The organism is Thalassospira mesophila, assembly GCF_002115755.1.
Classification (GTDB): domain Bacteria; phylum Pseudomonadota; class Alphaproteobacteria; order Rhodospirillales; family Thalassospiraceae; genus Thalassospira; species Thalassospira mesophila.
On record NZ_JFKA01000012.1, the window covers coordinates 111,939 to 138,839 of the forward strand.

Annotated in this window: 24 protein-coding genes and 1 other RNA gene; 13 read left to right on the forward strand and 12 right to left on the reverse strand. The window is 55.0% G+C overall.

Going from position 1 to position 26,901, the window contains the following annotated elements; genetic code table 11:
* Positions 1-5: 5 nt before the first annotated feature.
* A complete protein-coding gene (locus TMES_RS19030; RefSeq protein WP_085585496.1) occupies positions 6-893 on the reverse strand; it encodes a phytanoyl-CoA dioxygenase family protein in 888 nt (295 codons plus the stop codon).
* 270 nt (positions 894-1,163) lie between these two features.
* On the opposite strand from TMES_RS19030, the gene cobD reads away from it, so the two are divergent.
* Positions 1,164-2,240 (forward strand): threonine-phosphate decarboxylase CobD, encoded by a 1,077-nt coding sequence (gene cobD / locus TMES_RS19035; RefSeq protein ID WP_085585498.1) that lies wholly within the window; start codon positions 1,164-1,166, stop codon positions 2,238-2,240.
* 16 nt (positions 2,241-2,256) lie between these two features.
* On the opposite strand, the gene TMES_RS19040 is transcribed toward cobD, so the two are convergent.
* Complete coding sequence (locus TMES_RS19040) at positions 2,257-3,846, reverse strand: sigma-54-dependent transcriptional regulator (protein ID WP_085585500.1); 1,590 nt, start codon at positions 3,844-3,846, stop codon at positions 2,257-2,259.
* A gap of 276 nt (positions 3,847-4,122) precedes the next feature.
* On the opposite strand from TMES_RS19040, the gene TMES_RS19045 reads away from it, so the two are divergent.
* Both TMES_RS19045 and TMES_RS19050 read left to right on the forward strand, forming a co-directional pair.
* On the forward strand, positions 4,123-4,428 hold the full coding sequence (locus tag TMES_RS19045; protein ID WP_085585502.1) for an STAS domain-containing protein: 306 nt from the start codon (positions 4,123-4,125) through the stop codon (positions 4,426-4,428).
* 3 nt (positions 4,429-4,431) lie between these two features.
* Entirely contained in the window at positions 4,432-6,582 is a 2,151-nt protein-coding gene (locus TMES_RS19050) for a SpoIIE family protein phosphatase (RefSeq protein ID WP_085585504.1), read from the forward strand.
* Positions 6,583-6,645: 63 nt separating this feature from the next.
* Here the strand turns inward: TMES_RS19050 and TMES_RS19055 are convergent, their stop codons facing one another.
* The 4 genes from TMES_RS19055 to TMES_RS19075 all read right to left on the reverse strand — a co-directional run bounded on the left by TMES_RS19055 (position 6,646) and on the right by TMES_RS19075 (position 11,462).
* Complete coding sequence (locus TMES_RS19055; protein WP_085585505.1) at positions 6,646-7,392, reverse strand: tetratricopeptide repeat protein; 747 nt, start codon at positions 7,390-7,392, stop codon at positions 6,646-6,648.
* A 553-nt stretch (positions 7,393-7,945) separates the two neighbouring features.
* Positions 7,946-9,853 (reverse strand): putative bifunctional diguanylate cyclase/phosphodiesterase, encoded by a 1,908-nt coding sequence (locus TMES_RS19060; protein WP_143589735.1) that lies wholly within the window; start codon positions 9,851-9,853, stop codon positions 7,946-7,948.
* A gap of 522 nt (positions 9,854-10,375) precedes the next feature.
* Entirely contained in the window at positions 10,376-10,774 is a 399-nt protein-coding gene (locus TMES_RS19070; protein ID WP_085585511.1) for a TfoX/Sxy family protein, read from the reverse strand.
* Positions 10,758-11,462: a helix-turn-helix transcriptional regulator gene (locus tag TMES_RS19075; RefSeq protein WP_085585513.1), complete on the reverse strand. Its 705-nt coding sequence runs from the start codon at positions 11,460-11,462 to the stop codon at positions 10,758-10,760. Before TMES_RS19075 ends, TMES_RS19070 begins: the two co-directional genes overlap by 17 nt.
* 118 nt (positions 11,463-11,580) lie before the next feature.
* On the opposite strand from TMES_RS19075, the gene TMES_RS19080 reads away from it, so the two are divergent.
* Both TMES_RS19080 and TMES_RS19085 read left to right on the forward strand, forming a co-directional pair.
* Positions 11,581-11,976, forward strand: a complete 396-nt coding sequence (locus tag TMES_RS19080) for a VOC family protein (RefSeq protein WP_085585515.1) — start codon at positions 11,581-11,583, stop codon at positions 11,974-11,976.
* A gap of 447 nt (positions 11,977-12,423) precedes the next feature.
* Positions 12,424-13,713: an AbrB family transcriptional regulator gene (locus tag TMES_RS19085; RefSeq protein WP_245835515.1), complete on the forward strand. Its 1,290-nt coding sequence runs from the start codon at positions 12,424-12,426 to the stop codon at positions 13,711-13,713.
* 83 nt (positions 13,714-13,796) lie between these two features.
* Here TMES_RS19085 and TMES_RS19090 read toward each other — a convergent pair whose 3' ends face one another.
* Positions 13,797-14,741, reverse strand: coding sequence for a DMT family transporter (locus TMES_RS19090; protein WP_085585517.1), 945 nt, complete (start codon positions 14,739-14,741; stop codon positions 13,797-13,799).
* A gap of 249 nt (positions 14,742-14,990) precedes the next feature.
* Here TMES_RS19090 and TMES_RS19100 point away from each other — a divergent pair, with 249 nt between their 5' ends.
* Entirely contained in the window at positions 14,991-15,548 is a 558-nt protein-coding gene (locus tag TMES_RS19100; RefSeq protein ID WP_085585521.1) for a DUF2867 domain-containing protein, read from the forward strand.
* A gap of 64 nt (positions 15,549-15,612) precedes the next feature.
* Here the strand turns inward: TMES_RS19100 and TMES_RS19105 are convergent, their stop codons facing one another.
* From TMES_RS19105 to ssrA, 3 genes are all read right to left on the reverse strand, one after another.
* Positions 15,613-17,229 carry a fumarate hydratase gene (locus tag TMES_RS19105; RefSeq protein WP_085585523.1) on the reverse strand — a complete coding sequence of 539 codons (1,617 nt, stop codon included), beginning with the start codon at positions 17,227-17,229 and terminating at the stop codon, positions 15,613-15,615.
* Positions 17,230-17,448: 219 nt separating this feature from the next.
* Positions 17,449-17,955: an SspB family protein gene (locus tag TMES_RS19110; RefSeq protein WP_085585525.1), complete on the reverse strand. Its 507-nt coding sequence runs from the start codon at positions 17,953-17,955 to the stop codon at positions 17,449-17,451.
* Between the two features lie 153 nt (positions 17,956-18,108).
* Positions 18,109-18,478, reverse strand: a transfer-messenger RNA (tmRNA) gene (ssrA, locus tag TMES_RS19115).
* Between the two features lie 147 nt (positions 18,479-18,625).
* Between ssrA and TMES_RS19120 the strand changes: the two genes are divergently transcribed.
* The 6 genes from TMES_RS19120 (at position 18,626) to TMES_RS19145 (ending at position 23,105) form a co-directional block, all read left to right on the forward strand.
* On the forward strand, positions 18,626-19,420 hold the full coding sequence (locus tag TMES_RS19120; RefSeq protein ID WP_085585527.1) for a thymidylate synthase: 795 nt from the start codon (positions 18,626-18,628) through the stop codon (positions 19,418-19,420).
* Positions 19,420-19,968, forward strand: a complete 549-nt coding sequence (locus TMES_RS19125) for a dihydrofolate reductase (RefSeq protein WP_085585529.1) — start codon at positions 19,420-19,422, stop codon at positions 19,966-19,968. The genes TMES_RS19120 and TMES_RS19125 overlap by 1 nt, the downstream gene beginning before the upstream one ends.
* Positions 19,969-20,056: 88 nt before the next feature.
* Complete coding sequence (locus TMES_RS19130) at positions 20,057-20,638, forward strand: TetR/AcrR family transcriptional regulator (protein ID WP_085585531.1); 582 nt, start codon at positions 20,057-20,059, stop codon at positions 20,636-20,638.
* A 174-nt stretch (positions 20,639-20,812) separates the two neighbouring features.
* A complete protein-coding gene (locus TMES_RS19135) occupies positions 20,813-21,241 on the forward strand; it encodes a nuclear transport factor 2 family protein (RefSeq protein WP_085585533.1) in 429 nt (142 codons plus the stop codon).
* A 147-nt stretch (positions 21,242-21,388) separates the two neighbouring features.
* Positions 21,389-21,937 (forward strand): TspO/MBR family protein, encoded by a 549-nt coding sequence (locus TMES_RS19140; protein WP_085585535.1) that lies wholly within the window; start codon positions 21,389-21,391, stop codon positions 21,935-21,937.
* A 127-nt stretch (positions 21,938-22,064) separates the two neighbouring features.
* Positions 22,065-23,105, forward strand: coding sequence for an NADP-dependent oxidoreductase (locus TMES_RS19145; protein ID WP_085585571.1), 1,041 nt, complete (start codon positions 22,065-22,067; stop codon positions 23,103-23,105).
* Between the two features lie 134 nt (positions 23,106-23,239).
* Here the strand turns inward: TMES_RS19145 and TMES_RS19150 are convergent, their stop codons facing one another.
* Together TMES_RS19150 and TMES_RS19155 are read right to left on the reverse strand one after the other, a co-directional pair.
* A complete protein-coding gene (locus TMES_RS19150) occupies positions 23,240-24,025 on the reverse strand; it encodes a DUF3750 domain-containing protein (protein WP_245835516.1) in 786 nt (261 codons plus the stop codon).
* Between the two features lie 106 nt (positions 24,026-24,131).
* Positions 24,132-25,136, reverse strand: a complete 1,005-nt coding sequence (locus TMES_RS19155; protein ID WP_085585539.1) for a helix-turn-helix domain-containing protein — start codon at positions 25,134-25,136, stop codon at positions 24,132-24,134.
* Positions 25,137-25,402: 266 nt separating this feature from the next.
* On the opposite strand from TMES_RS19155, the gene TMES_RS19160 reads away from it, so the two are divergent.
* Complete coding sequence (locus TMES_RS19160) at positions 25,403-26,857, forward strand: aldehyde dehydrogenase (RefSeq protein ID WP_085585541.1); 1,455 nt, start codon at positions 25,403-25,405, stop codon at positions 26,855-26,857.
* Positions 26,858-26,901 lie beyond the last annotated feature (44 nt).

Consider the following 26,901-nt stretch of genomic DNA (forward strand, 5'->3'; position numbering starts at 1 on the left):
ACCCGTCAAATCGACACAAGCCCTTCTGCCCACGCCAGCACATCCTTATCCATATCCTGCATATGCTGATATTTGGCGAATTGCGCGCCAATCAAGGCCAGGCGTGTTTTAAACTGCGGGGGTGATGTCATATCAAGTAACGGTTCCCCCAGCGGATCAAAAGCCGCATTTTGAAATTCCAGCGACAGGCTGATCCGCGGCGATGCGGCATAAGAGGATGCCCGCCCGCCCCAGTGATACACATCCTGACGCCACCCCATAACGGCCCCCGGCACAGCAGGAAGGGCACGCACATCTTGTAACAGCACATCCTGTGGTTTGCTTACCGGTGATTTATACCACCGTTCAAAACTGCGCGGCAACACATACATACAGCCGTTTTCCGGTGTTGCATCAGACAAGGGCACCCACAGCGAAAGGCTGATCAGCATGTCATCGCCAATCACACTTTCGCCCTGATAATCGCGATGCGGCGGCCACCCTTTGCCCTGCGCACCCGGATCAATATGCCACGCCCAGAAATGGGGCAGCAACGCAACCCGATCGCCCAGAAAATGGCTTAACAACGGGCTCAGGGCGGCAAATACCTGCCAGGCTTCGTCATACAAATATATCATCGCCGGTGGCAAGCGTGCCGCCACCAGCCGTTCAATGGCATTGCGCACGCGAGCAAGAACATCGACCGCCAGAACGTCACTTAACAAAAAATAACCTTCATCCCAGAAACGGTCTGACAAGGTGGAAAAATCGATTTTGGCAGGGTCAAACAGCATTCCTGCGGCCATAGGGCCGGTGTCATGCCCGTTTGCCGCACCGGCGTGCCCGTCTATATGCAGATCGGGGTTAAGTTGGCGCCAAAAATCGGCTTTTTGTGCCTGTTCAGGCGAAATCATTGCCGTGCATCCTAATCTGTCGCAAATCAAGCTGCGGCGGACGATACGGCTGGTTTCGCACGCGCGCAAGAATTACACGCAACCAGCATAAGGCGGGGAAACCGGGTTTGGCGTGGCGGGCAAATGATATGCAATGATATGCGCCGTGTCATATCCCTTCATCTATCCCTTTAGCCCTCCCCGTGCCACATCCCCTTGCCAGTCGCCACAAGGCAGGATAGGCAAGGGGCATACCATGGATGTGACTGCCAGAAACGGAGCAACACGCAAATGTCGGATGATATCTTTCATCACGGAGGGGCTATCGATCTGGCGGCTGCGCATTACAACATCGCGCTTGATGAGTGGCTTGACCTGTCAACCGGGATCAACCCTGTGCCATATCCGGTTGGCACGCCGTCGCCCGAAAGCTGGCATCGCCTGCCGTTAAAAAGCGATAATGACGCCCTGGTCGATGCCGCGCAAACCTGCTATAACGTGCCATCCTCGGCCCATATTGCCAGCGCACCGGGGACACAGGCGCTGATCCAGCTGGTTCCTTTTTTGCTGGCACAAACCGGCAGCGTCAAAACAGCCGTCATTTTCGGCCCGACTTATGGCGAGCATGCACGCGCATGGGAACGTGCCGGGGTTAAAACCACCGAAATATCTTACCCCGCCCACACCCGGCTAAGCCTTGTTCAAAGCCACGACAAATCGGGCGATATCATTGCCAGCCATGATGTTTTCGTCATCGTTAACCCCAATAATCCCGATGGCGGCATGATCGATGCCACCAGCCTGTTTGATTTTGCCAAGCGACTGCAAGATCAGGGGAAATATCTGATTATTGACGAGGCCTTTGCCGATACCGTGCCGGGCATATCGCTATGCTCAAAGATCAACGTGTTGACCCATACCGTTGTTTTACGGTCCTTTGGCAAGTTTTTTGGTCTGGCGGGCGCCCGGGTTGGTTTTGCCATTACCGCTGCCCCCCTTGCTCGCCAGATCAGCGACCGGCTGGGGCCGTGGGCCATACCGGGCCCGGCCCTGCACATCGCCACACGGGCGCTGACAGATACCAGTTGGCAAACCGCAACCCGCACCAGACTGGCCCGCGATGCCAGCCGCCTGGATCGCCTGATTTGTGCGTTGCCTGATTGCCATCTGGTTGGCGGCACCGGCCTGCTGCAGCTTTATAGCGGGGCGTGCCTGCCTGCCCTTCATCACCATTTGGCAACAAACGGCATTTGGGGACGGCGGTTTCACCGCACACCAAACTGGCTTCGCCTTGGTTTACCCGGCAGCGAAACCGATTGGCACAGGCTGCAATCCGCCTTAGACGAATTTAGCCCGGCAACACGATAAACCCCAGACGACAGCACTAGCCGATTTCTTCCCACGACTGTTTTTTACGATAAATGGTCGAAGGGCTGACCCCCAACGCCTCGGCGGCGCGGGGAATGGAGCCGTCGCAACGGTCGATTGCATCTTCGATTGCGTCTTTTTCGACCAGCCATAACGGGCGGATGTTTTCGGCACTTTGGTCCGATATCGCGCCATGCCGTTCACGCGAGCGCAGGGGCCGAGCGGCAAAAATACCCAAGCCCCCCGTCGATTGCTTGCCCGAAAGAAACGCCAGGGCTTCGGGGTCATCAAGCCACATGCGATCTTGTTCCGGCATGCCGCGCGATATCACCGGATGCGGGGGCGGTGCCTCGATCGAGCCACTGGCGAACTGGCCATCCTCGAAATCAAAATTGCTGACCGGTCGAGGCACCATCGACATCACCACTTCGGGGCCGTTATTTAACACCACGACATTGCGAATAATGTTTTGCAATTGGCGAATATTGCCGGGCCAGGAATAGCGGGTAAACAGGTTGGCGACGTCGGGGGCAAAGCGGGTAAAATCGCGGCCTTCTTCACGGGTAAAGCGATGCAGGTAAAAATTGGCGATCTGCAATATATCCGACCCGCGATCGCGCAAGGGCGGCATATGCAAGGGGATTACGTGCAAACGATAGTACAAATCCTCGCGAAAACGGCCGCCGCGCACTTCTTCTAGCGGATCACGGTTGGTGGCGCACACAAAGCGCACATCCACCGTTTCCAGCGAACTGCCACCAACCTTTTGGAAACTGCCGGTCTGGATAAACCGCAACAGCTTGGTTTGCAGTTCCAGGTCCATTTCGCAAATTTCATCGAGAAACAACGTGCCATTGGCCGCCCGGTGCGCGGCCCCTTCGCGGTCAACCACAGCCCCGGTAAACGCCCCCTTCACATGACCAAAAATTTCACTTTCCATCAGGTCTTTGGGGATTGCACCACAGTTTAGCGGAATAAACGGCGCATTGGTCCGTTCGCTGCGCATGTGAATGGCCTCGGCCGCCAGTTCCTTGCCGGTGCCGCTTTCGCCGGTAATAAAGACGGTGGCGCGGCTGGGGGCGGCTGATTCAATGATGCGGTAAATACTGCGCATCGTATCGGAGCCGCCGATAATATCGAAATATTTACGATCATCCGCCTCGGCCCCGCTGGCCGATGGCGTTCCGCTGGCTGGCTCTGAAACCACCAGATCATGACGTTTTGAGGCAACAAGCCGCCCTTTAAGGGCATCAATCACGGTGGAGCGCAGCTTTTCAGCCGTAAACGGCTTTAACAAAAAGTCATAGGCCCCGTCGCGCATCGCCTCGACCGCGACATTAACCGAGCCGTGCGCGGTAATAACAATAACCTGGGTTGACGGCGATGCTTCATGGGCCACACGCAAAACTTCGCGGCCATCCATGTCGGGCAGCAGCAAATCAACAACGGCAATATCAACGGAATTTCGCCGCAAATGGTTGATCGCATCGCGCCCGGTCCCAACATGTTCAACATGATGGCCATCGGCACGCAAATAGTCCTGATAGACCCGCGCCAATGACAGGGTGTCTTCCACGACCAGAATACGCGCCTTGTTTTCGACCATCCTTTTAATCACATCCTTGTCAGGCAGGGTTGAGCACAACAATATCAAACAGCAACATCGAACGGGGATATTTTGCAGCAAAAATTGATAAAAATCATATACCTGTCCGCCTTAAATTCTGGCAATCTGCGATTTTGGTATCTTGATCCCGCGTGAACCAAATCTTCATACGGGCGACTGTATGCGGCAAGGCGAAAGTCGGCTAAAACAAAACAGCCCGTCTTAAAGCTTGCGAACCCGTTTTTCGTAGCGTGATCCGATCAGGAGGACAACAGTGTGAACTACAAAACCCGGCAGGAAGACAATACCATCACCACCGAAATGGCAGGCCGCTTTACATTTAGCGACCATACCGTTTTTCGCAAACTGATTGACGAAATCACCGCCCTGCCCGCCGAAACCCAGATATTTGACCTGGCTGGCATCGAATTTATTGATTCAGCCGGTTTGGGCATGTTGCTGTTGGCACGTGACGAAGGCGAAAAAAACCGGACCACCGTGGTGCTACGCGGTGCCAAAGGCCAGGTAAAACGGATGCTGGAAGTTGCCCGTTTTGACACCTTGTTTCAGATGGAAGACTGACCCATGCCAGCTTCTGCCGACTTGACCGCACAGATGCCCCTTTTTCATCGTGTTGCCATTGCCGGCAGTGCCGACCTTCGCACCGCACAGCGCATTACCGCTGGCCCCGACCTGTTCACCCCGGACAACGATGCGGAAGTCCGGTTCTTGCATGGTTCGGGCATTGAGGACTTTCCCAGAGACGTTCGGTTTCAAGCCTGTTTTTTGCCCAGTCTGGTGACGCCGGACTGGTTGGGTGCGTTAACGCGCCTGAACTGCAATTATTTCATCGAGGCCTATGAAGGCCTTGATCTGGGCGATCTTAGCCCGCTTCGCAGGCCCTATCCCGGCCCGCAATGGGATTTGTTGGCGTGCCTTTCCACACAAAGCGCCTATCATTTGCCAATCGCGCGCAAATTTGTCACGGCATTGCGCCGCCGCAATGTGCTGGACGACAAAATTGCCCCCACCCTTGAAATTGCGGTTCAGGAAGCCTTTTCCAATTCATTGCTGCACGGCAATATGGAAATCGACACATCGGGCCACCTGTCGATGGAAAAATTCCATGCGCTGGAGCAAAAAACCCGGGACCGCCTGGCTGACACCACCTATGGCCGTCGCGCCATTATTCTGGCGGCACGCGGGTTAAACGATGGCGGCGTTGAAATTTTCATCCACGATCAGGGGCGCGGTTTTGCCATTCCCGCCAAAACCGACCTGGCAACAATGCCCGGCGGTGAATCCACCTTTGGCCGGGGCCTGTCGTTGATAAAAACCTTATGCCATGACCTTAAATTCGAGCGTGAGGGTCGCACCATTCGCATGCGCTTCTCAGGCACCGGTGCGCAAATTTCGTTGTCAAATTCGCTTGAAACAGCCCAGCCCCGCCCCTTGCCCCGCGCAGCGGACAAGGAACGCAGCCAAACCTCGGCCCGTCCTTCCTTGGCGGCATCGGCGGCCGAACCTGCGGCCTCCCCTGTTGAAGACAGCCCGCAAGACACCCCTGACGAAGTCCATCAGGCCCATATCCTGATTGCTGACGACACCATGATTTCGCGTGAAATCGTGGCATCCTATTTGCGGGCTGCCGGGTTTACCAATTTGCTTTTTGCCCGCGATGGCAACGACGCCATTGAACAGGTCCACCGCCATCAGGTCGACCTGCTGATCCTCGACATCATCATGCCGGGAATGGATGGATACGACGTATGCAAGGAATTGCGCAGCGACCCGGCCTATATTGACCTTCCGATCATTGCCCAGACAGCCCTTGAAGAAAACGAAGGCCGCACCCGCATTTTTCAGGATGGTGCCACCGACCTGATCTTGAAGCCGCTCAACAAATCCGAATTGCTGGCGCGGGTTAAAATCCATCTTGAACATCGAATTCTGGTCAAACAGCTGCGCGCCTATCGTGACAGAACCCAGTCTGAACTTATTCTGGCCCATGACATGCAAGAAATGCTAATCCCGCGGCCTGACTATTACCGCCCGATCGGCCGTGATTATGGCCTGTCAATCAGTGCGGCGTTTCAAATGTCGTCGGAACTGGGCGGGGACATGTGGGGGCTGGCCCCGCTTGATAAGGACAGGCTGGCGGTTTATCTGGTTGATTTTGCCGGGCATGGCATCGGGGCTGCCCTTAACACCTTTCGCCTGCATTCGCTGATGTGGTCAGACGGCGATGTGCTGAATGATCCGGGCGCTTATCTGGCAGCGTTGAATGTGCATCTTAAACGGCTTTTGCCGGTGGGCCAGTATGCCACCATGATGTATGGCATTATTGACCGCAAAAATGCGCGTTTTCAATATGCCTGTGCCGCCTCGACCGCCCCGATCGTTGGCCGCAACCATGGCCAAAGCTTTGAATTTCTCGACGGTTCTGGCGTGCCTTTGGGGGTGACGGCAGATGCACATTATGACACCCGCGAAACGGCCTTTACCGATGACTGTTTCCTGATGCTTTACAGCGACGCGCTGATTGAAACGCCCTTGACTGACGGCAATATGCTCGACCCCGACAGGTTATGCGATGTCTTGCGCAACATCATGACCCGGCCCGGCGGCAATAGCGACCTTGCATCCCAGGTGACCGACTATTTTTACGATCACACCCCGCGCGAACTTGGCGATGACTTTACCCTGGTAACCTTGCAATCGCAGCGAGAAGCATAGCCGTGACGGGCAATCGCGCCATATAAACCAAACGTCTTCGTACCTGTTGGCACCTGTTGGCACCTATTGCAGCGCCGGATGGTTCGGCTCCATCCAATACCAGTTTTGCGCCATCGTCATGCTGGCATCATAAAGTGTTGCGCCAGCTTGGCCTGTGTCGCGGCCCCATACCATGGCGGGAAATTGATCCGGCTGATGCGGGTGCGGCGCACTCTGCGCGCTTTTGGCACCATTATTTATGGTGGCGTGATTTGCGGCTTCATTACCCGCGGGAATAACAACAGCATCCCCGCTGGTTGCTGCAAACACCTGATTTAACGGCGCGGCTTGCGGTTTTAAAACCGCGCTGCGCAACAAATCGGCCAGGCCCCGACGGGCCCCTGCATGGGCCGGTTCGTCGGTTAAAACCTGTGCCAGTTGGTCCAGTGCGCGGTGTAATTGCCGCCCGTCGCGCAGCAAATCGGCCAGCACCACGCGCAAATCGCGTATTTCCGGGCGCAGGCCAATGGCAATTTTTAAATGTTCCATTGCCGGGGCACGTTCGTTTTTTTGCAAATAGGCCCGCACAAGGCCAAGATGGGTCGCACTGTCAAGGTCGTCGGCCAGCAACGCCCGACCAAAACAATCCCGCGCCAGATCGTTCAGCCCCAAATCAAGCAAACCATGCCCCATAACCCGCAACCGGGCCGGGATATCGGGCAAGGCACCAATCATCTGTCGCAAACGCCCAAGCGTTTCCGGTGCCAGATCGGCCATCTGTGCCATGGTGGGGGTTGAAATTGAAGGAACAACCGGCTGCATATACGCCATTGCGTCAGGCTTCCCGCATGCAAAGAAAGATGTGGGATCGTAACGACTCGGCAGAAATCAAGCAACCACGAAAAAATCAGCGAGTCGTATCAACACCTTATACCGTGCGGGTCGGGCCGCCCTCGACCAAAAGCAAAACGACGCGACAGCGCATCGGCAAAACCCGCCAAAATTCAAATTTTATTCAAATTTTTATATAATGCTCCCAAGCGCGCCTGAAAAAAGCAGTTCTCTCCACCCACAGGCAATCCACCCGGCACAAAAGCCGCCCCGATCAGTCTTTATCATCTAGAGCATGTTTCCTTTAATAAGACCCATTTTGTTTAATTTTGACGTGCCGTTTGGCAAGGCACAGCGCGCCGCGCGAGGCGGCGCATCGGGCAAGCGGTGTAACGCCGTCAAACGCCGTCAAAATTGAACCCTCCGGGCCCGCGCATTTTGCTGCTCGGCTACGTCGAAATCCTTGTCCGTAACCCCGTTACGCCCTGCGGACTTCTCCTTGCCGAGCAGCAAAATGCGCGGGCAGAATGGGTCTTATGAAAGGAAATATGCTCTAGCGCGAAAAAAGAACGGGCTGGCTCCCGATATCGGCCAGCGGATCGAACGAGAAATCGGCAGCGGGACGGGCAAACAGGTAACCTTGGGCATAGCGGGCGCCGAAATATCGCAGCACATCGCATTGTTCTGCGGTTTCCACCCCCTCGACAACACAATCGATCCCGAAATTTTCACACATATCAAACACCGTCTTGACGATACTTTGGCTGCGCGGGTTGGTAACAATCGGGTTGATAAAGCTGCGGTCAATTTTCAGGCAGTCAATTTCAAGCTCGTGGATATAGCGCAAGCTGGAAAAGCCGATGCCAAAGTCATCCAGTGCCACCCGCGCCCCGCATTGGCGCAACAAATCGATATGTTCGCGGGCGGCATCGAAATCGCGCAAAATTGCGGTTTCGGTGACTTCAAATGTAATTCGGCGCGGTTCAATATGCGATTGCCCGATCCGGGTGATAAGCCAGTTTACCATCTCGGACACGGCAAGGTCGCGGGCCGAGAGGTTAAACGAAATGCCAATATGGGCAGGCCAGGTGGCAACGTCTTGCAAAACCCGGTTAAACAACACCCGCGTCAAACCGTTTACCCGGCCGGTTTTTTCGGCCATGGGGAAAAATATATCGGGGGCAATCAGGCCAAGTTCGGGGCTGTTCCAGCGTGCCAGCGCCTCGACCGAATATATTTCACCACTTTGCAAATCATAAACCGGCTGAAAAACCAGCGATAATTCGCGCTCAAGATCAGCCTGGCGCAACCCCTGTTCGATACGCGATTCCTGGCGGATGATGGTTTCATGGCGGGCGGCAAACAAAACAGCCGTGCCGCGATCGTTTCGCTTGGCATGATACAGGGCAAAGTCGGCCCGCTCGAACAGGCCATTGGCGGTGCGCGCTGCGGCAGGAAAGGTTGCAATGCCCACAGTGCCCGACAATTGCACGGGGCCGCCCTTGCTTTCAAACGGGGCGTTTAACCGCTCGCAAATTCGGGCGGACAATGTTTCCAGCGTGGTTTCACTGTCATAGTTGCGCAAAATCACACCAAATTCGTCGCCCCCCAACCGCGCAACATATCCCTCCTCGCCCAAAACATCACAAATGCGTTTTCCGGCATGGATCAGGATTTCGTCGCCCACCAGATGGCCATGCACATCATTGACGGGTTTGAACCCGTCCAGATCAATCAGGAACACGGCAAAGCGCGTCGATTTATATGCATCCACGGCGATATTTTCCGCCATTTTCCCGGCAAGCTTTTCCGCCGCGACAATCATGTTATTGAGGCAGTTGAAATAATCCCGGCGGTTGGCCAGGCCAGTGAGCGCATCACAATGGGCCAGTTTTTCGTTTTGCTGGCTAAGTTCAAGCGTCTGGCGGTGTTTTTCTTCAAGCACCAGTTGCGAAGATAACAGCCCTGAAAAGGTCGTATAATAATTGCGGATGAAATAGATAATAACGGCAAAAACGGTGGCCAGGTTAAGGGCAATGGCAAAATAAACCGGCGTCCCGTTAAACGCAAAAAAGATCACGTTGCTGCCCAATGCCACAATAACAACGCTGAGTGCGGCAGCGGGAAACTGCAACAAACAAAAAACACAACCAATCGCTGTTACCGCGGCAAAATAGGCCACATGCCCGCGGTGCAAATCATCGCCATAGGAATAAAGAGCCAGCCACCAGGCGGTAAATAGAACACTGACGGCCACAGCCACAACCCGAATGCGCTGCAGCAACCGGATGGCGGCATCGGTATCGTCAAGTTGGTTCCGCGCCCGGATCCAGTGGATCGATCGAACCACACAAATAACGGTCAAAATGCCGGGAAAGACAAGCGTCAGGAATGCGGGTGCCTGATCGTAATGGGTATAGCTAAGGGCCAATGAATTAATGACCAGCAGCAAATACATCATTGGTATTTGTTGAGTCAGCCCGGTGACTTGCGCCCGTAAAAGTTCCGGACGATCGCGATGCAACCGAAATAAATCAACAAAGCTTTTAACCTGCTCCGTCAGTCGCACCGATTTGCTTTCATTTTATGGGCACTCATAAACACGTTATCAGTGCAGTCATCGTTGTTCGTCGCACTGCCACATTTCTTCATTGCAATAGTTACGATCATAAGGATTGCCAGCTTTTCCCCCAACAAAATAATCCATTCCCGCCCTAAAAACAGCGGAAACGCCCTGTTTTCGCGCGCGGATGCCCCCATATTGCCCCACCACGCCCCGATCACGACCATCAAGAACAGGTCAACCTATACCCAAGAAAGAAGGCACGCGCCATACCGGCCCGCCAGACAAGGGCCTGCTCCGCGCCGGGGGAGGGGATGCCGCCGCAGGCAACACCGTGGCAGCGTTAAAGGAAAACACCGGCGGATATGGGAGACAAACAGGAGAGGTGCTGTGGCAAGAAAGGCGCGCCGTTATAAAGTTTTATCGCGAATTTTCGCTGATTTTCGCCGCTTTTCTTTTGCGCGGTTTTTTCACTTTGGCGTTTTTTGCTGCCAATGCCCGCAACCCGGCATCAAGCGCAATGCGGGCATATGGCAAAATATCGTCGCCATCTTCCAGCCAGTCGCCCGGTATTTCAAAATAGGCAATGCAAATACCATCGGGCCCGTGCGGACGAAACGGGGGCAGGTCTTTTGCCTCAAACCGGGTGCGGCACAAATCATCGGCTTTTAAAAACAGCACATCTTTGAAAACAAGCGCAAATACCGTGCCATCACAATAAAGCCCCCAGCCACCAAACAGGCGTTTTGCCGTTATTTGCCCCAAAGGCGACAACAAATCGGCAACCATTGTGACAAATTCATTAGCGACCAAGGCCATTTAACACCTCGCCTTCGACACCTTCGGAAATAAGGTAATCGCGCAATGTGCGCCCCGGTGTGGGCCGATAGCGTTCGGTTAACACATCCATCTTTAAAATACGGTCGGCGCGAAAAACCCGAAAGGCATTGCGCAATTCGCACCAGCCCGCCAACAACCAGACCGAACCAAAAAACAACATTCCCAGCGGCCAGACCCGTCGTTGCGTCAAATCACCTTTAACATCGCCATAATCAATATTGATCATGCTGCGTTCGCGAATGGCACGGCGCAAAACCGGCATCGACACCGAGATCGGTTCCTGGGGAATATCGGCAACCGCAATGGGAATACCGCCAATCAACCCGCGCAACCGTTCGGGCACCACGGCTTCGATTTTCGACAGCGCATCACTGGCAGCCCGCGCCATCTGCGGGTCGGTCCAGCTTTGCACCATGCGCGCGCCCACCACCAGCGCCTCGATTTCGTCGGCATCAAACATCAGCGGGGGCAAATCATAGCCATCACGCAGGATATAGCCAACCCCGGCCTCGCCCTCCACCGGCACCCCCGATGCCGCAAGATCGCGGATATCGCGGTAAATGGTGCGTTCGGAAACTTCAAGTTCCTCGGCAAGCTCACGCGCCCGGCTCAGTTTGCGGCGGCGTAAAATCTGAACAAGGCGAAACAATCTGTCGGCGCGTCTCATATCGGGTATCCGCTATTGATCAACATGACATCACGCTACCATACCCCTCCTGACAGGCTCCTGTCAGGAGGGGTATGGTAATATCTGGCATCACCTTGAAAATAACAGGAGGAATGCAATGATTGACCACATCGGCATAAGCGTGGGCAACCATGAAAAATCGCGCGGGTTTTACCTGTCTGCCCTGGCTCCGCTGGACATTTCCATTGTTATGGAAGTGACCGCACAACAAACCGGCAATACCGCCCATACGGGCTTTGGCAATCAGGGCAAACCGTTTTTCTGGATCAGCGGGCGGGCGGCCACCATGGCCGAAACAACCACAACACATATTGCATTTTCCGCCCAAAGCCGTGCTGCGGTTGACGCATTTTATCATGCAGCCCTAAGCGCAGGTGCCACGGATAATGGCGCACCCGGCCTGCGCCCGGATTACCATGAAAACTATTATGCCGCCTTTATCCGCGATCGCGATGGCAACAACATTGAGGCCGTATGCCATCATCCGGCATAACCCGACATCACCCCACATCACCTTGCCCGGTATTCCCCAATGCCACGGCAATGCACACCCGACCACCATGTGGCGTTGGGGGATATCGGCAGCGGGCTTACCCCCGCCAACCCGCACGGTTTTGCCCGCGCGCGGCAGCAAAGATAACAACGCCCCCATATCGGGAACTTTACCTTTTTATAATTTTGCATTGCGAGACCGGATTGGGCAATGGCCCCCTCTTGCACCGGCATAGGTCGCAAAGGCCAAATAATGGTTATACTTACACGCCCGACGATATGTTATCTGGCATATTACCCCTAAGGGCTTTGCCAATTTTTATGGCATTGTGCATCACATAATTTGAACATCCTGCCCTGTCAGCCCATGACAGAGACCGGCTAAAACAATTGTCCGATATCACTGCGCAAAGGCCACCCGATTTGCGCCCCAATACGGAATATGAAATTGCCCCACGATATGTCAAAGCCGCCCCATCCCCCGCACCAGCCCGGTTTAACAGACCCGTCGCAAGCGCGCCCCGCCGCCCCCACACCATCGCCTACGCCCGGCACCGCCCAAACGCAGAACCAGGAACCGCCCGAAAACCCGGCCCCAAACCTGAACAGCCCCCGGAACGATGCCCCCCATCCGCCTCACCAGCCCCACCAGCCCCACCCGTCGCCGATAAAACGGCTGGGGAAATTGCCCGATGCCGCGCAATGGGCAATTTTGCTGGGCAGTTCCGTTATCGTCGGCATTGTTTTGCATCAGGCGCATATTCCGGCGGCATTGCTGCTGGGCCCGATGATTGTCGGCATTGTGATGGGTACTAACAGCGCCACCATCCGCATTCCGAAAATTGGCTTTTTATCGGCGCAATCGGTTTTAGGTGCGATGATTGGCGGGTCAATGACGGCGGCGATCATTACATCCTTTACCGATGACTGGCCGCTGGTGATTGGCATTACCTTTTTAACCCTGCTGGCCAGCAGTTTTCTGGGCTGGATTTTATGCATTCGCCGGGTATTGCCCGGCACGGTCGGTATTTGGGGCTCATCACCCGGTGCTGCTTCGGCCATGGTGATTATGGCCGAGGCCTTTGGTGCCGATGCGCGGCTGGTGGCCTTTATGCAATATGTGCGCGTGGTGTGCGTGGTTACCGTGGCCTCGATGGTGGCGAATTTCTGGGTTACCAGCAGCTTGCCGCCCGGCGCAACGGTGCCGGTGCATGAGTGGTTCCCGGCGTTTGACCTGGGTAATTTCGGCCTGACATTGCTGGTGGCCGGGGCCGCCGCCACCATTGGCGTTTTGTTGCGCATCCCGTCGGGCGCGTTGCTGTTGCCAATTATTGTGGTGATGGTGCTCCATATCAATGGCTGGCTGGATGTGGAATTGCCCGAATGGTTTTTAGGGTTAACCTATGCCATGATCGGCTGGAGCATCGGGTTAAAATTTACCCCCTCTGTGCTGCATCATGCGGCCCATGCCCTGCCCAAAATTCTGCTTTCCATTGTGGTGCTGATCGGGTTTTGCGCCGGTATCTCGGTGTTTCTGGTGCATTACCTTGGCGTGGACCCGTTAACCGCCTATCTGGCGACCAGCCCCGGCGGGCTTGATTCCGTTGCCATTATTGCTGCAAGCACCCATGTCGATTTGCCGTTTATTCTGGTGATGCAATCGGCGCGGTTTTTTATGGTGTTGCTGATTGGTCCGCCGCTGGCAAAGGCCGTGGCGCGCTTTACCCCGCAAAGCTGACAATCGCGATATCACATCGCCCGCAAAACAAAACGGCTGGCACCGCGCCAGCCGTTTACGTTTTCCAAGGTTATATCGGCGGGTTAACGCCGCAACAGCTTGCTTGCAACGCCCGAGGCAATCATCACCCCGACAATAACCAGGGCGACCGCCAGTATCAGGCTGATGCTGCCCAGTTCCCCTAACAGAAAAACACCGCCAAGCGCAGCAAAGGCCGGTGTTAGCGCGCCAAAGGCCGCCGCCCCGGTAGAGCCAATATTGCGCACCGCAATGCCATAGGTGACAACCGCCACCACGCCCGACAACACCCCCTGAAACAACAATTGCACCAACAGGTCATTTAACGGGGCGTCAGCGATGGTGGTGCCGGTAAACAGCGCAATAACAGCAAAGCTGACAAAGGACCAAAAGCCGGTAAAGGCCGCGGCATCAATCGCGGTTAACCCGGACCGGCGGAGCGCATGGGTATAACAGGCCCACATCAAAGCAGCGCCGACCAGCAAGGCATAACCGATAATGACAGATGCCCGGTCGGCCTCGCCCGGTTGCAACGCGGTTAAAATGGCAATGCCCACCGCAATAACGCCATAGCCCACCCAGCGGATCACACCGGGCTTTTCACCAAACACAGCGACACCAATTAACACCGCCCAGATCGACATCACGCCGGGCAACAACGTGCCCACATGCGATGCCGGGGCAAATTTAAGCGCAGTTGCCACCACCAGCGAATAGGTAACGCCCGAGCCGCCAACAATCAGCAAGCCGGTTATAACCGGCAAGCCGCGCGGCCATATGCCGCGCTTGATCCAGACCGGGGCCAGCACCACAAACGGCACAATAAAACGGATCAGCCCCAGATCAACGGCGGTAAAACGCGTTGTCACAGCATAGCGCGTTGCCACCACCCAAGATGCCCAGATGGTCACCGTGACAATGGCGCAAAGGATTCCCAACAACCGGTTTTCAGCAGGGGCGGGCGTGACGGATGGGCCAGATTGGCTTGGTGGCGCAGAAAGGCGGGACATGGGCGTATCCTGAAATAATGAATGGCGGCCAACAAATCATGGCGCATGGCACAAGGCAAGTATCACAGACAGACTTATGGTTGCAATTGCACGAGAACGGCCCAAACATTGCAGCCAAAAGCCACCCCAATCACCAAACCGGTAATCCCTGTTGCCCGCCGGGGCAAAATGGCAAATGATCGCGGCAACCATTTTGAACACGGATAACGGATATCAACATCCCCCCGCCCCCGCACAAAGGACAAGATAATGCCTGTTAACATGCGCCGCGCCACCGCCGTTTCGGCACCGGGCGAAAGCGTGCTGGTTTCATCCTACACCGGGGCAAATCTGGTTGATGCCTTTGCCATTGCCCTGCCCGATGACAGCATAACCGACATCGGAACATTGGCACGCGAGGTGATGGGAAACCCGTCTTTGTGGTTTAGAGGTTTACTGGCGATACGCGATGGCGTGGTGGGGCCGCTTGGCCTTAAAACATCGCGAACCATCCGCCAGACAACAGAAAATCATTCGTCGACCGCGACAGGCCAAATCGATTTCTTCGCGATCCTGCAGCAAACGGAGACTGAACTGGTTCTGGGGGAAAAGGATCGCCATCTTGATTTTCAGGCATCGCTTTTGCTACGTCCCAGCCCTGGCACCCGTCACACCGAACTAGTGGCAACCACCGTTGTTCATTGCCACAACCTGCTGGGGCGGTCTTACCTTAGGGCGATCAGCCCGTTCCATAAGCTGGTGATTAAATCAAACCTTGAACGTGCAGCAGCACGGGGCTGGCCCCGCGCCCAAATCGCTGCGGCCTGAAAACAAAACGGGGCAGAAAATGTTTCTGCCCCGTTTGATCATACATGTCGCGAAAGCGGCGTTATCAGATGCCAAATTCGGCGAAGAAGTCATTGCCCTTGTCATCAATCACGATGAAAGCCGGGAAATTTTCAACATCGATCTGCCAAACGGCTTCCATGCCCAGTTCCGGATATTCCAGCACTTCGACCTTTTTAATGCAGTCCTGTGCCAGACGGGCAGCGGGACCACCGATGGAGCCAAGATAGAAACCGCCATATTTCTGGCAGGCATCCTTAACCTGTTTGGACCGGTTGCCCTTGGCCAACATTACAAATGACCCGCCATGTTCCTGGAACATGTCAACATAGGCATCCATGCGCCCCGCCGTGGTCGGCCCGAACGAGCCAGACGGCATCCCTGCCGGTGTTTTGGCCGGACCGGCATAATAAACCGGGTGGTTTTTAAGGTATTCGGGCATACCTTCACCGGCATCAAGGCGTTCCTTGATTTTGGCATGGGCAATATCGCGCGCCACAATCACTTTGCCGGTCAAGGCCAAACGGGTTTTAACCGGATATTGCGACAGCTGCTTGCGGATTTCGTCCATCGGGCGATTAAGGTCAACATGGACAACATTATCATCAAGATGTTCGTCGGAAACTTCCGGCAGATATTTCGCCGGGTTATGTTCCAGATCCTCGATGAAAATCCCGTCGGCGGTAATTTTACCCAGCACCTGACGGTCGGCAGAACACGAAACGCCGATCCCCACCGGGCAACTGGCCCCATGGCGCGGCAGGCGAATAACCCGCACATCATGGCAAAAATACTTGCCGCCAAACTGCGCGCCAATGCCCATTTCGCGGGTCATTTGCAAAACCTTCTGTTCCCATTCAAGGTCACGGTAGGCTTGGCCGTCGGTGCCACCTTCGGTCGGCAGGTTATCGTAATAGTGTGACGATGCCATTTTAACGGTTTTAAGGGTGGCTTCGGCCGATGTGCCGCCAATAACGATGGCAAGGTGGTAAGGCGGGCACGCCGAGGTGCCAAGCGTGCGGATTTTTTCGTCTAGAAACTTGCGCAGGCTTTCGGGGTTCAAAAGCGCCTTGGTCTGCTGAAACAAGAAGGTTTTGTTGGCCGACCCACCGCCCTTTGCCATGAACATGAATTTATATTCATTGCCCGGGGTTGCGTATAAATCGATCTGGGCTGGCAGGTTGGAACCGGTGTTTTTTTCTTCAAACATATTTACCGGGGAAACCTGCGAATAACGCAGGTTATGTTCCTGATAAGCCCGCCATATGCCTTTTGAAACTGCTTCTTCATCATTGCCATCGGTAATAACGCGGCCGCCGCGTTTGCCCATGACAATGGCGGTGCCGGTATCCTGGCACATGGGCAACACCCCGCCCGAGGCGATATTGGCGTTTTTCAGCAAATCCATGGCGACAAATTTGTCATTTTCCGTTGCTTCCGGGTCATCCAGAATTTTACGCAACTGTTCAAGATGGCCAGGGCGCAACAAATGCGAACAATCAAAAAACGCCTGCAGGGTCAGCTTTTCAATTGCTTCGGGGGCCACCTTCAAAAAGGTTTCACCGTTAACATCAAGGGTTTCAATGCCTTCATCACCAATCTTGCGATATGGCGTGGCATCCTTGCCCTGCTCGAACATGGCTTTATAGACAAAATCACTCATGGAAGGCTTCCGTCTCTCAAAACAAGGTGGGATTGTTTATATTTTGGTTAGATGGGTAGCGGGTTTGGCTGCGACCATAGGATTTTTTGGTCGCAAATAGAAGCACAACAAAGCGTCATGCGACTTTTGACCGATGGCGGGAAACGCAGACTGACAGAATTAACCGGGACCAAAACAACAAGGGCGAACCCGATGGCCCGCCCTTGCGATAATGTCTGGTTATTTTTTACGAAACGCATCAAGCGCGATCACTTCGCCACTTTCACCCGATTCGGGTGCAGGCTTGGATCGGGCAGACGGTTCGGCGCTTAATTGTGCCGGTTCTTCAAGTTCTTCGGCGTCTTCGAAATCCTCGTCGTCCATTTCTTCTTCAACGCTGAAGGTCAGCATAAAGTTGGCCGAGGGATCGACAAAGGCCAGCATGGCATCAAACGGAACAACCACCACGGTGGGCATGCCATCAAAGCTCATTCCGACAGAAAAATAATCGTCGGTAACGGTCATATCCCAAAAGCGATGCTGCACAACCACGGTGATATTATCGGGGTGCGCATTGCGCTGGTTTATCGGCAGCTCTACGCCGGGATGATTGGTTTGAAACGTGACATAATAATGATGCTCGCCGAAAAGGCCTTCTTTGGCAACGCGGTTCAGAATTTGTTTTACCACGCCGCGCAGCGCCTGATCGACCATCAGATCATATCGGAATTCTTCCGGTTCGTGCATCGAAAATCCTGTTGCTGGCGGGCCACCGCCCGTCACTCCTATGCGCCATTATTCCCAATGGGGCATTTGTCAGCTTCTATTCATAAACAAGCGTGAGAGAATTACAAGAGCGTGGCAATCACTTCACGCAATCAACAATTCAAAATGGGGAAAAATGGGGCGTTCTGTTGCTAGGTGCCCCGTCCCCCACCAAATTACCGCTCCCGGCAACCGGAATTTCGCTTTGGTGCTAGTGCCGCTTACGCAGCAACAGCAACCTGAGCATTATTATCGTTTGCGTTTACAAACATTGGCCCGATATCGGTGGTACCATGCCGAGCGCCAACAAAGACTTTTACTACACACGTCGATCCTATTTCGGCCCCACGAACACCGCCTGAGTTGGGCGAAGTCGAAAAGTTGGTGGAGCCGCCGGGTACCGCCCCCGGGTCCGTAATGTCTATTCTGTCAAGTCGTGTAACGCCATAGTCAGCTTGCGCCGACAGCCCATATATAGGGGAAACACCCCCTGCTTCACAAGGGGGTTTGGCCGAAAAGTTTTTGTCACAAACATGGAACAATCAAAGGCGCGATATATATGGTCGCTCAGGCGTTGCACATGGGCGCGGTCGTGTCTATCCTGCGCCAAAATAGAGTCCCCCAAAATACCACGAGCCAGGATAGACACAGCATGCAGCAATATCTTGATCTGATGCGTCTGGTGCGCGACACCGGCACCCGCAAGGAAGACCGCACCGGCACTGGCACGATCTCCATTTTTGGTCATCAGATGCGGTTTGACCTGTCGGCAGGTTTTCCGATGGTGACAACCAAAAAGCTGCATTTAAAATCGATCATTCACGAATTGCTGTGGTTTCTGGCCGGGGACACCAACGTTAAATACCTGCAAGACAATGGTGTTCGGATCTGGAATGAATGGGCCGACGACAAGGGCGACCTTGGCCCGGTTTATGGCGGGCAATGGCGCTCGTGGCGCGGCGCGAACGGCGAAACCATTGATCAGATCAGCACCCTGATCAACCAGATCAAAACCACGCCCGATTCCCGCCGCCTGATTGTATCGGCATGGAATGTGGCCGATGTGCCCCACATGGCGTTGCCGCCGTGCCACTGCCTGTTCCAGTTTTATGTGGCCGATGGCAAATTGTCGTGCCAGCTTTACCAGCGCAGTGCCGATATTTTTCTCGGCGTGCCGTTCAATATTGCATCCTATGCCCTGCTGACATTAATGGTGGCACAGGTGTGCAACCTTGAACCGGGCGATTTTGTCCATACGCTGGGCGATGCGCATTTATACACCAACCATCTTGAACAGGTTGAATTGCAGCTGTCACGCGCATTGCGCCCCCTGCCGCACATGCAGATCAACCCGGATGTAAAATCGATTTTTGATTTCAAATTTGATGATTTCACGCTGACCGGTTATGACCCGCACCCCCATATTGCCGGGAAGGTTGCGGTATAATGACCAGCACAGCCCCCAGCCCGACAATCAACCGCGTTGCCGTTGTGGCCGTTTCGCAAAACCGGGCCATTGGCAGCAATGGCTGGATGCCGTGGGATATCCCCGAGGATCTGAAACGCTTCAAGGCGCTAACACGGGGCAAGCCGATGGTGATGGGAAGGGTAACGTTTGATGCCATTGGCAAACCGTTGCCCGGCAGAACATCGATTGTGGTAACCCGCGATAAAAACTGGTCGTTTGATGATGCGCGGGTGATTGTTTGCCACGATATTGAAAGTGCCATCCAAACCGCCGACGACATTGCCCGTCGCGATGGCGTGAATGAAGTGATTATTGCCGGGGGCGCGCAAATTTACCAATTGGCGCTGCCCTTTACCACCCGCTATGAAATTACCGAAGTTCACGGCGAATTTGACGGCGATGCGTTTTTGCCACAACTGCCCGCCAGCGACTGGCAGGAAATTAACCGCGAAGACCATACGGCCCCCGATACCGGCCCCGCATACAGCTTTGTCACATGGGAAAGAAACACGCGCAAAGCGTTGTAAGAACTGGCTGAGGGCTTGATCCTGACAGGCGGGCATCTTATGTATAGTTTTTCCGGAACATTCATTCCAAATGTGAGAAACAGCAAACATGGCCCGCCCTCGTGCCTTTGACGAACAAAGCGTTCTTGAAAATGCCATGAACGTGTTCTGGCACAAGGGGTTTGAAGGAACCTCGGTGCAGGATCTGGTGACGGAAACCGGCCTGAACCGGGCCAGCATGTATGCCAGTTTTGGCGACAAAAAGGCCCTGTTCCTGCGGGTTCTCGATCATTATGTGCAAACGATTTCGGCCGCACGTTTTGCAAAACTGGTTGAAACGACAGACGGGCGGCAGGCGATTTGCGAAACATTTCGCAATGTCATGCGCAACGGGTTGGCCGAAGGACGCAGCATGGGCTGCCTGATGGTGAATTCCGGCATGGAACTGGCCCCGCACGATGCCGAAACCGCCGCCATTGCCCGGCAGTCTTTTAAACGGATCGAAGTGATGTTTGCCGAAGCACTGATCCGTGCGCAAAACCAGAAAACCATTGATAGCAGCAAAAACATTCGTGCCATGTCGCGGTTTCTTGCCGGGTCCGTCCAGGGCGTGCAATTAATGGCCCGCCGCGCCGCCGATGAAGACACAATGCGCGATTATGTCGATATGGTGTTAACCACACTGGATTAAGGCGGCACCCGGTTTACAGAACCGCGCGCGTTTGGGAAATTTGCAGATCAAACCATGGCAGCGTTCACGCTACAGAACGCATTGTCACGATATTGCCTGCTATCACCATTATTTCTCCATCATTATGATGCACATAATCAGTGATACCAATTTTACCCATGCGCAGAGGCTGCCATGTTGAATGCTAAAGAAACCGCAGAAGCCTTTTTTGACCGGCTTGCTGCCCAGGATCCAACAGTCGTTGATATCTTATCTGCCGATATGCAGTGGAACCTGCCCGGCGACAACAGCTATGACCATGCCGAACCGGTCGATAATATTTCGGCCCGATCCGCACTTTTTAGCAGCTTGTGGCCCAATGGTGCGCCGGTCGAAAGCCGGTCGATGGGAACACGCCTTATGATCAGCGATCGCCATGTCGCCCTGTTTGGTCAGATCGCGCAAAAAGCAACACCGTCATCGAAACGCAAAGTGCGCGATGTTGCCTTTCATCTGGTGATCAGCGACGGCAAAATTCATCATTTGCATATGTATGAAGATGTGATGGCCGCGATTGTCGCCTTTGATCTGATGGAAGATGTGCCTGCCACCGTCGCGGCCTGAGCCGAAATTGAACAGTTTTAATTTCACGGCCTGCGAACAGCCGTGAAATTGTTTACCCTGTTACATCGTTTGCAGCGTTATACTTGACGGCAACCTGAAAAACATCAGGTTGCCGTTCGTGTTTTGACCACAGCGCAGGGTTTGCAAATGTCGTTCCCATCCCCCACCCCCGATCCGGAAACACCCCGGACCACGGCGGGCTTCGCCCCGAACCATCGCACCAAATTCTTTGCCCTGATTGCGTTTCTGGTTTTGTGCCTGATCATTTCATCGGCCGGCGGGGCTGCCACGGCAACCAGCGTTAGCGACTGGTACCCAACCCTGATCAAACCGTTTTTCAATCCGCCCAACTGGTTGTTTGGCCCGGCATGGAGCCTCATTTACGCCCTGATCGCCATTTCCGGCTGGCGGGTGTGGTGCAAGGTGGGTTTGCAGGCAAACACCGGCGGGCGCGCGGTTTTCACCCTGTATGGCGCGCAACTGGTATTAAACCTGCTATGGTCGTTTTTGTTCTTCGGCGCGCAATCCCCGCTGGCAGGATTGATCGATATCGTTCCATTACTGATGCTGATCATTGCCAATATCGTCCTCTTTTGGCCGATAGACCGGCTGGCAGGCTGGTTAATGGTGCCTTATGCCGTTTGGGTGGGCTATGCGACCATGCTAAATTCGGCGATTTGGTGGCTAAACCGGTAAAAAAATCTCTGTTCTTTGCCGGGAAAAACGGTTGCGCATAGCGGTTAAATTCCCTAGGTCCGATGCAGGCCGGATGCCGGTTTACACACCGCATCCCGACAAAACGCCGAAAACCTGCCGAGGATTCATGACCGATATCAGCCATTTTTCAAAAATTCCCGAAACAGCCCGGGAAATTCATTTACTGCGCTATCCCGATGGCGTTCCCACCCCTGATGACTTTTCCATTGTCGATGTGCCGGTGTTAAAACCGCTGGACGGGGAAGTTCTGGTCGAAAATACCTGGATGTCGGTTGATCCTTATATGCGTGGCCGCATGAGCCCGCGCAAAAGCTATGTTCCGCCCTTTTCGCTTAACGCTGCGCTGGAAGGCCACGCCATTGGCCGGGTGATTTCCTCGCGCGATCCGCGCTTTACCGAGGGCGATCTGGTTACCTCCATGACCGGTTGGCGCAGCCACGCCTTGCTCGAACGCGACTATCTGCATTCCCTGCCCGATGCCCCCGATATTCCTGCCCAGGCATTTCTTGGCCCGCTTGGCATGCCCGGCATGACGGCATGGATCGGATTAAACAAAATTGCCCAATGCCAGCCCGGTGAAACAGTGTTTGTTTCGGCCGCGGCGGGTGCCGTTGGCTCGGTCGTATGTCAATTGGCCAAGGCCAAGGGATGCCGCGTTATTGGCAGCACCGGTGACCCCGAAAAGGCCGACTGGCTTAAAAATACCATCGGCATTGACGCTGTTATCAATTACCGCGACACCAGCGATCTGTCTGCCGCACTGGCGGACGCGGCCCCGAACGGGGTTGATGTTTATTATGAAAATGTTGGCGGTGCTCATCTTGAAGCGGCCCTTGATAACATTAATATCAACGGGCGCATCGCCGTCTGCGGCATGATTTCAGTTTATAACAACAGGGAAAAGGCCACCGGGCCACGCAACCTGTTCCGCCTGACAGCCCAGCGCGCCCGCATGGAAGGCTTTATCGTTACCGACCATTGGGCCACCTATCCCGAATTTGTTCGCGAAGGGATTGAGCTTGTCCGTTCCGGCGCGTTGACATGGCGCGAAACCGTTTATGAGGGCCTTGAAAAGGCACCAGATGCCTTTATCGGCCTGTTTGACGGCAAAAATACCGGCAAAATGCTGGTTAAACTGGCAGAATAATAACGGCTTTCTACGAGCATAACTCATGGAGAGATGGTTAGACGCGATAAAAAACAGCCGAAACGTCCAATGTTTCGGCTGTTTTTCATACCAGGTGGCCTGCTTGCTGCACCCATGACTGTTTCAGGTGAATATTATGGGGTATCGGCATTTGCCGCCAGCGACCCGGTATTGGGCAGGCCCAGGCGACCGATAGAGGGCAGGCGAATGGCGGGCCGGTTAAAATCGATGCCGAAATTCAGCCCCAGAAAGTTAATTTCCAAACCTTCTTCCAGCCCGGCGGTAAAGCCCAGCACGCCAAACAAATTGGCCTGCACCCCGGTACCCGATGGCGACAGGCCAACAGGGTTTGAAATATCGCGATAATCCTTGCCAATGGCATTGGCGGGCATATCAAGGTCAAGAGCGGGAACTTCGCGGCCAATATGGGCAATAAACGTATTGCTGTTGGGGCCGGGATAGCTGCGATATTGCTGCGGATAGGGATAGCTTTGCACTGCCTTTTTGACATCATCAATAATGGCATCCACGCCCTTGCCGCGCAGATCCACCAGCATTTGCGGCTGCGCGCCAAACCATAATCCGTCGGGCAGGGCGTAATTGGTGCGAATAACATTGCCGCCGCCCCAGCCCACAACGTCATAGCGGGTAAAGGCGGTTTCCCCGCTATGTTTGACAATAATCCAGGTGTGAACGGCAAAATACCGCCGCCAGCTATAAGTTGGCGCGGCGTAAACCTCGATAATGGCGGTATCGGCATTGGCAACCGGGTCGGGGGCCAGCCCGGCGGAATGGCGCGGGGCGGTGCGCCAGCTTTGGCTTGCATCGGGCGCACCGGGCGGGTTTTGCGCCAGGCTGATGCCAAACGGCAAAATCAGCACCATTGCCAGGCCCAATAACAATGTCGTTCTACGTTTCAAATGTTTCATCCCGTTTGCTGCTGTGCTGCTGTGCTGCATTTAATGCCAGATTACCGCGTTGCCGGTTTATTGCCATTTCACAATAATGTCAGAACGCCCGCAACCTTCAGGGCCACGCGGCAAAGCTGGTATCATCGGGGCGCTGACGGGCCCGTTTTTGCCGCCGCCACGCGCCGGGGGCCATTGCCGTATACCGTTTGAAAAACCGGCTGAAATAGGCAGGGTCGCGAAAGCCCAGCCCATAGGCAATCTGGGCCACGGCCAGCGGCGATTGCTCCAGCCGCAAACAGGCTTCGTGAATGACCCGGTCATGGATCAAGTGCAACGGCGGTTTGCCCGTGGCCCGCAGGGTCGCCGATGCCAGCCGCTTTTCGCTGGTGGCCAATGCCGTGGCATAATTTGCCACGTTCCAGTGTTCGCGAAAATGGGTTTCCAGCACATGTAAAAACCGTTGCAACGTTACCGACCCCGACCCGTGCGGGTGGCGATGGTCCATCCAGTCCTCGGCCAGGCGGGCAATGATGGTTAACACCGCCAGCATCTGCGCGCCAATCACCAGCCCCGCCCCCCGCTGATTGCTGCGAACTTCGTTTGCGATAACGCCAAAGGCGTGTTCTGCCACCCGTAAATTATCGGGCTGATGTTGCAAATCCACACCATGTACGGTATCGGCAACAAACCGTAACCCCAACCCGCCATCGGGCGCGGCACCACGGGCCAATGGCACTTCTGGCGCAAGTACCATCGTTTCAACAGGGGCAAGCTGGCTTAGATGGCGGGCTATCACATCATCGGGCACCGATAAAAAATAGCCCCGCGCCCCGGCCGACACCTCAAGCCCGCGCCCCTCCCCCACCGGCAACCACAACAGGGCCGGGCCGTCGCCCGCCAGGGTGCCGTGGCGCAATGTCGCCGTGGCCTGCCCGGCTTGCAGCAAAACCGCATGGCATCTTTCGCGCCGGGCCGATGTTTCCATCACCCATTTTCGCGGCCCCAGCCCGCCGTCAAACCGGTTAACCGTTATTTGCGGCGACGGCGTCAGACTTGGTGAAACGTCTGCGGGGCTATCGGCGGGCATTGGGCTATTCAGGGCTTCGCGGTTCGCAACCATTCCTTTTTCGCCCTCAAATATAACAGTTTGGAATAGGTCAAATTGTACAATTTTTTGTCTTAAAAGGTCAATTTAGCAATCTTTACATCGCGCCGGTTCCGCCGCTTACTGAACCCGGACCGCGAACCGACAAACCCTGTCGCCCGCAAACCGGGCACATCAACCGGCCCAAACGCCGTTACACCACACCAGCGCGACGCCAGATCGCGCATCACAAACAAACCGGCAGGCCACAAACCGCCCGCCGCCAGCGAGGAACCGTCGCCATGTATGATATCCCCCTGTTGATCAATAATACCGACACGCCCGCCAGCCAAAACCGCACCTTTAGCCGCAAAAACCCGGTTACCGGCGACATTGCCTCCACAGCCGCCGCCGCAAGCAGTGCCGATGCCATGCGCGCCGCCGATGCCGCTGCCGCTGCCTTTCCGGCATGGTCAAAAACGGGGCCAGGTGCCCGGCGGGCCATTTTGCTAAAGGCTGCCGACATTATGGAAAGCAAAGCCGATGAATTTGGCCGCCGGGTGCTGGCCGAAACCGGCAGCACCGCCATGTGGGGCGGGTTTAATGCCCATCTGGCCGCCAATATGCTGCGCGAAGCCGGTGCCATGACAACGCAAATCACCGGCGATGTTATTCCATCCGATGTGCCGGGCAGCTTTGCCATGGGCATTCGCCAGCCCGCCGGTGTGGTTTTGGGCATCGCGCCCTGGAATGCGCCGGTTATTTTGGGCACCCGCGCCATTGCCATGCCGCTTGCGTGCGGCAACACCGTTGTTTTAAAGGCATCCGAGCTTTGCCCCGCCATTCACCATTTGATTGGCGAATGTTTGCGCGAAGCCGGTGCGCCCGAAGGCGTGGTTAACGTGATTACCAACGCCCCCGAAGACGCGCCGGAAATTGTTGAAACCCTGATCGCCCATCCTGCTGTACGCCGCATTAATTTCACCGGCTCCACCCGGGTGGGCCGCATCATTGCCGGGTTGGCCGCACAGCATTTAAAACCGGTTTTGTTAGAACTGGGCGGCAAGGCACCATTTTTGGTGCTTGACGATGCCGATATTGACGAAGCGGTAAATGCGGCCGCCTTTGGGGCCTATATGAACCAGGGCCAAATTTGCATGTCGACCGAACGGTTGATTGTGGATAATGCCATTGGCGATGATTTTGTCGCCAAACTGGCCGCCAAGGCCAAAACCCTGACCGCAGGCGACCCGGCCAAGGGCGACCATATTTTAGGCGGTGTTGTCAATGTTGAAGCCACCCGCCGGATCGAGGAACTGGTCGCTGATGCCGTATCAAAGGGGGCCAAATTAATGGCAGGATCGGGCAAAGCCGATGGTGCCTTGATGGACGCCACATTGCTGGACCATGTCACATCATCGATGCGGATTTACAGCGAGGAAAGCTTTGGCCCCGTGGTGTGCGTAATGCGCGCAGGCGACGAAGACGAAGCCATCCGCATTGCCAATGACAGCGAATATGGCCTGTCATCCGCCGTATTCTCGCGCGATATTTCACGCGCCATGCAGGTTGCCCGGCAAATTGAAAGCGGCATTTGCCACATCAATGGCCCAACCGTGCATGACGAAGCGCAAATGCCGTTTGGCGGGGTTAAATCCAGTGGCTATGGCCGCTTTGGTGCCAAGGCATCAATTGATGAGTTTACCGAAATGCGCTGGATCACCATTCAAAACGGTAAACGCCATTATCCGTTTTAAAACACGTTAATACCCAACCTCATTGATCGAAACCGATCAATGAG

Excerpts from the sequence above, each read along its gene's own strand:
- TMES_RS19030 (WP_085585496.1), bottom strand. The coding sequence starts at position 893 with ATGATTTCGCCTGAACAGGCACAAAAAGCCGATTTTTGGCGCCAACTT.
- cobD (WP_085585498.1), top strand. The coding sequence starts at position 1,164 with ATGTCGGATGATATCTTTCATCACGGAGGGGCTATCGATCTGGCGGCT.
- TMES_RS19040 (WP_085585500.1), bottom strand. The coding sequence starts at position 3,846 with ATGGTCGAAAACAAGGCGCGTATTCTGGTCGTGGAAGACACCCTGTCA.
- TMES_RS19050 (WP_085585504.1), top strand. The coding sequence starts at position 4,432 with ATGCCAGCTTCTGCCGACTTGACCGCACAGATGCCCCTTTTTCATCGT.
- TMES_RS19055 (WP_085585505.1), bottom strand. The coding sequence starts at position 7,392 with ATGGCGTATATGCAGCCGGTTGTTCCTTCAATTTCAACCCCCACCATG.
- TMES_RS19060 (WP_143589735.1), bottom strand. The coding sequence starts at position 9,853 with ATGATGTATTTGCTGCTGGTCATTAATTCATTGGCCCTTAGCTATACC.
- TMES_RS19070 (WP_085585511.1), bottom strand. The coding sequence starts at position 10,774 with ATGGCCTTGGTCGCTAATGAATTTGTCACAATGGTTGCCGATTTGTTG.
- TMES_RS19075 (WP_085585513.1), bottom strand. The coding sequence starts at position 11,462 with ATGAGACGCGCCGACAGATTGTTTCGCCTTGTTCAGATTTTACGCCGC.
- TMES_RS19080 (WP_085585515.1), top strand. The coding sequence starts at position 11,581 with ATGATTGACCACATCGGCATAAGCGTGGGCAACCATGAAAAATCGCGC.
- TMES_RS19090 (WP_085585517.1), bottom strand. The coding sequence starts at position 14,741 with ATGTCCCGCCTTTCTGCGCCACCAAGCCAATCTGGCCCATCCGTCACG.
- TMES_RS19100 (WP_085585521.1), top strand. The coding sequence starts at position 14,991 with ATGCCTGTTAACATGCGCCGCGCCACCGCCGTTTCGGCACCGGGCGAA.
- TMES_RS19105 (WP_085585523.1), bottom strand. The coding sequence starts at position 17,229 with ATGAGTGATTTTGTCTATAAAGCCATGTTCGAGCAGGGCAAGGATGCC.
- TMES_RS19110 (WP_085585525.1), bottom strand. The coding sequence starts at position 17,955 with ATGCACGAACCGGAAGAATTCCGATATGATCTGATGGTCGATCAGGCG.
- TMES_RS19120 (WP_085585527.1), top strand. The coding sequence starts at position 18,626 with ATGCAGCAATATCTTGATCTGATGCGTCTGGTGCGCGACACCGGCACC.
- TMES_RS19125 (WP_085585529.1), top strand. The coding sequence starts at position 19,420 with ATGACCAGCACAGCCCCCAGCCCGACAATCAACCGCGTTGCCGTTGTG.
- TMES_RS19130 (WP_085585531.1), top strand. The coding sequence starts at position 20,057 with ATGGCCCGCCCTCGTGCCTTTGACGAACAAAGCGTTCTTGAAAATGCC.
- TMES_RS19135 (WP_085585533.1), top strand. The coding sequence starts at position 20,813 with ATGTTGAATGCTAAAGAAACCGCAGAAGCCTTTTTTGACCGGCTTGCT.
- TMES_RS19140 (WP_085585535.1), top strand. The coding sequence starts at position 21,389 with ATGTCGTTCCCATCCCCCACCCCCGATCCGGAAACACCCCGGACCACG.
- TMES_RS19145 (WP_085585571.1), top strand. The coding sequence starts at position 22,065 with ATGACCGATATCAGCCATTTTTCAAAAATTCCCGAAACAGCCCGGGAA.
- TMES_RS19155 (WP_085585539.1), bottom strand. The coding sequence starts at position 25,136 with ATGGTTGCGAACCGCGAAGCCCTGAATAGCCCAATGCCCGCCGATAGC.
- TMES_RS19160 (WP_085585541.1), top strand. The coding sequence starts at position 25,403 with ATGTATGATATCCCCCTGTTGATCAATAATACCGACACGCCCGCCAGC.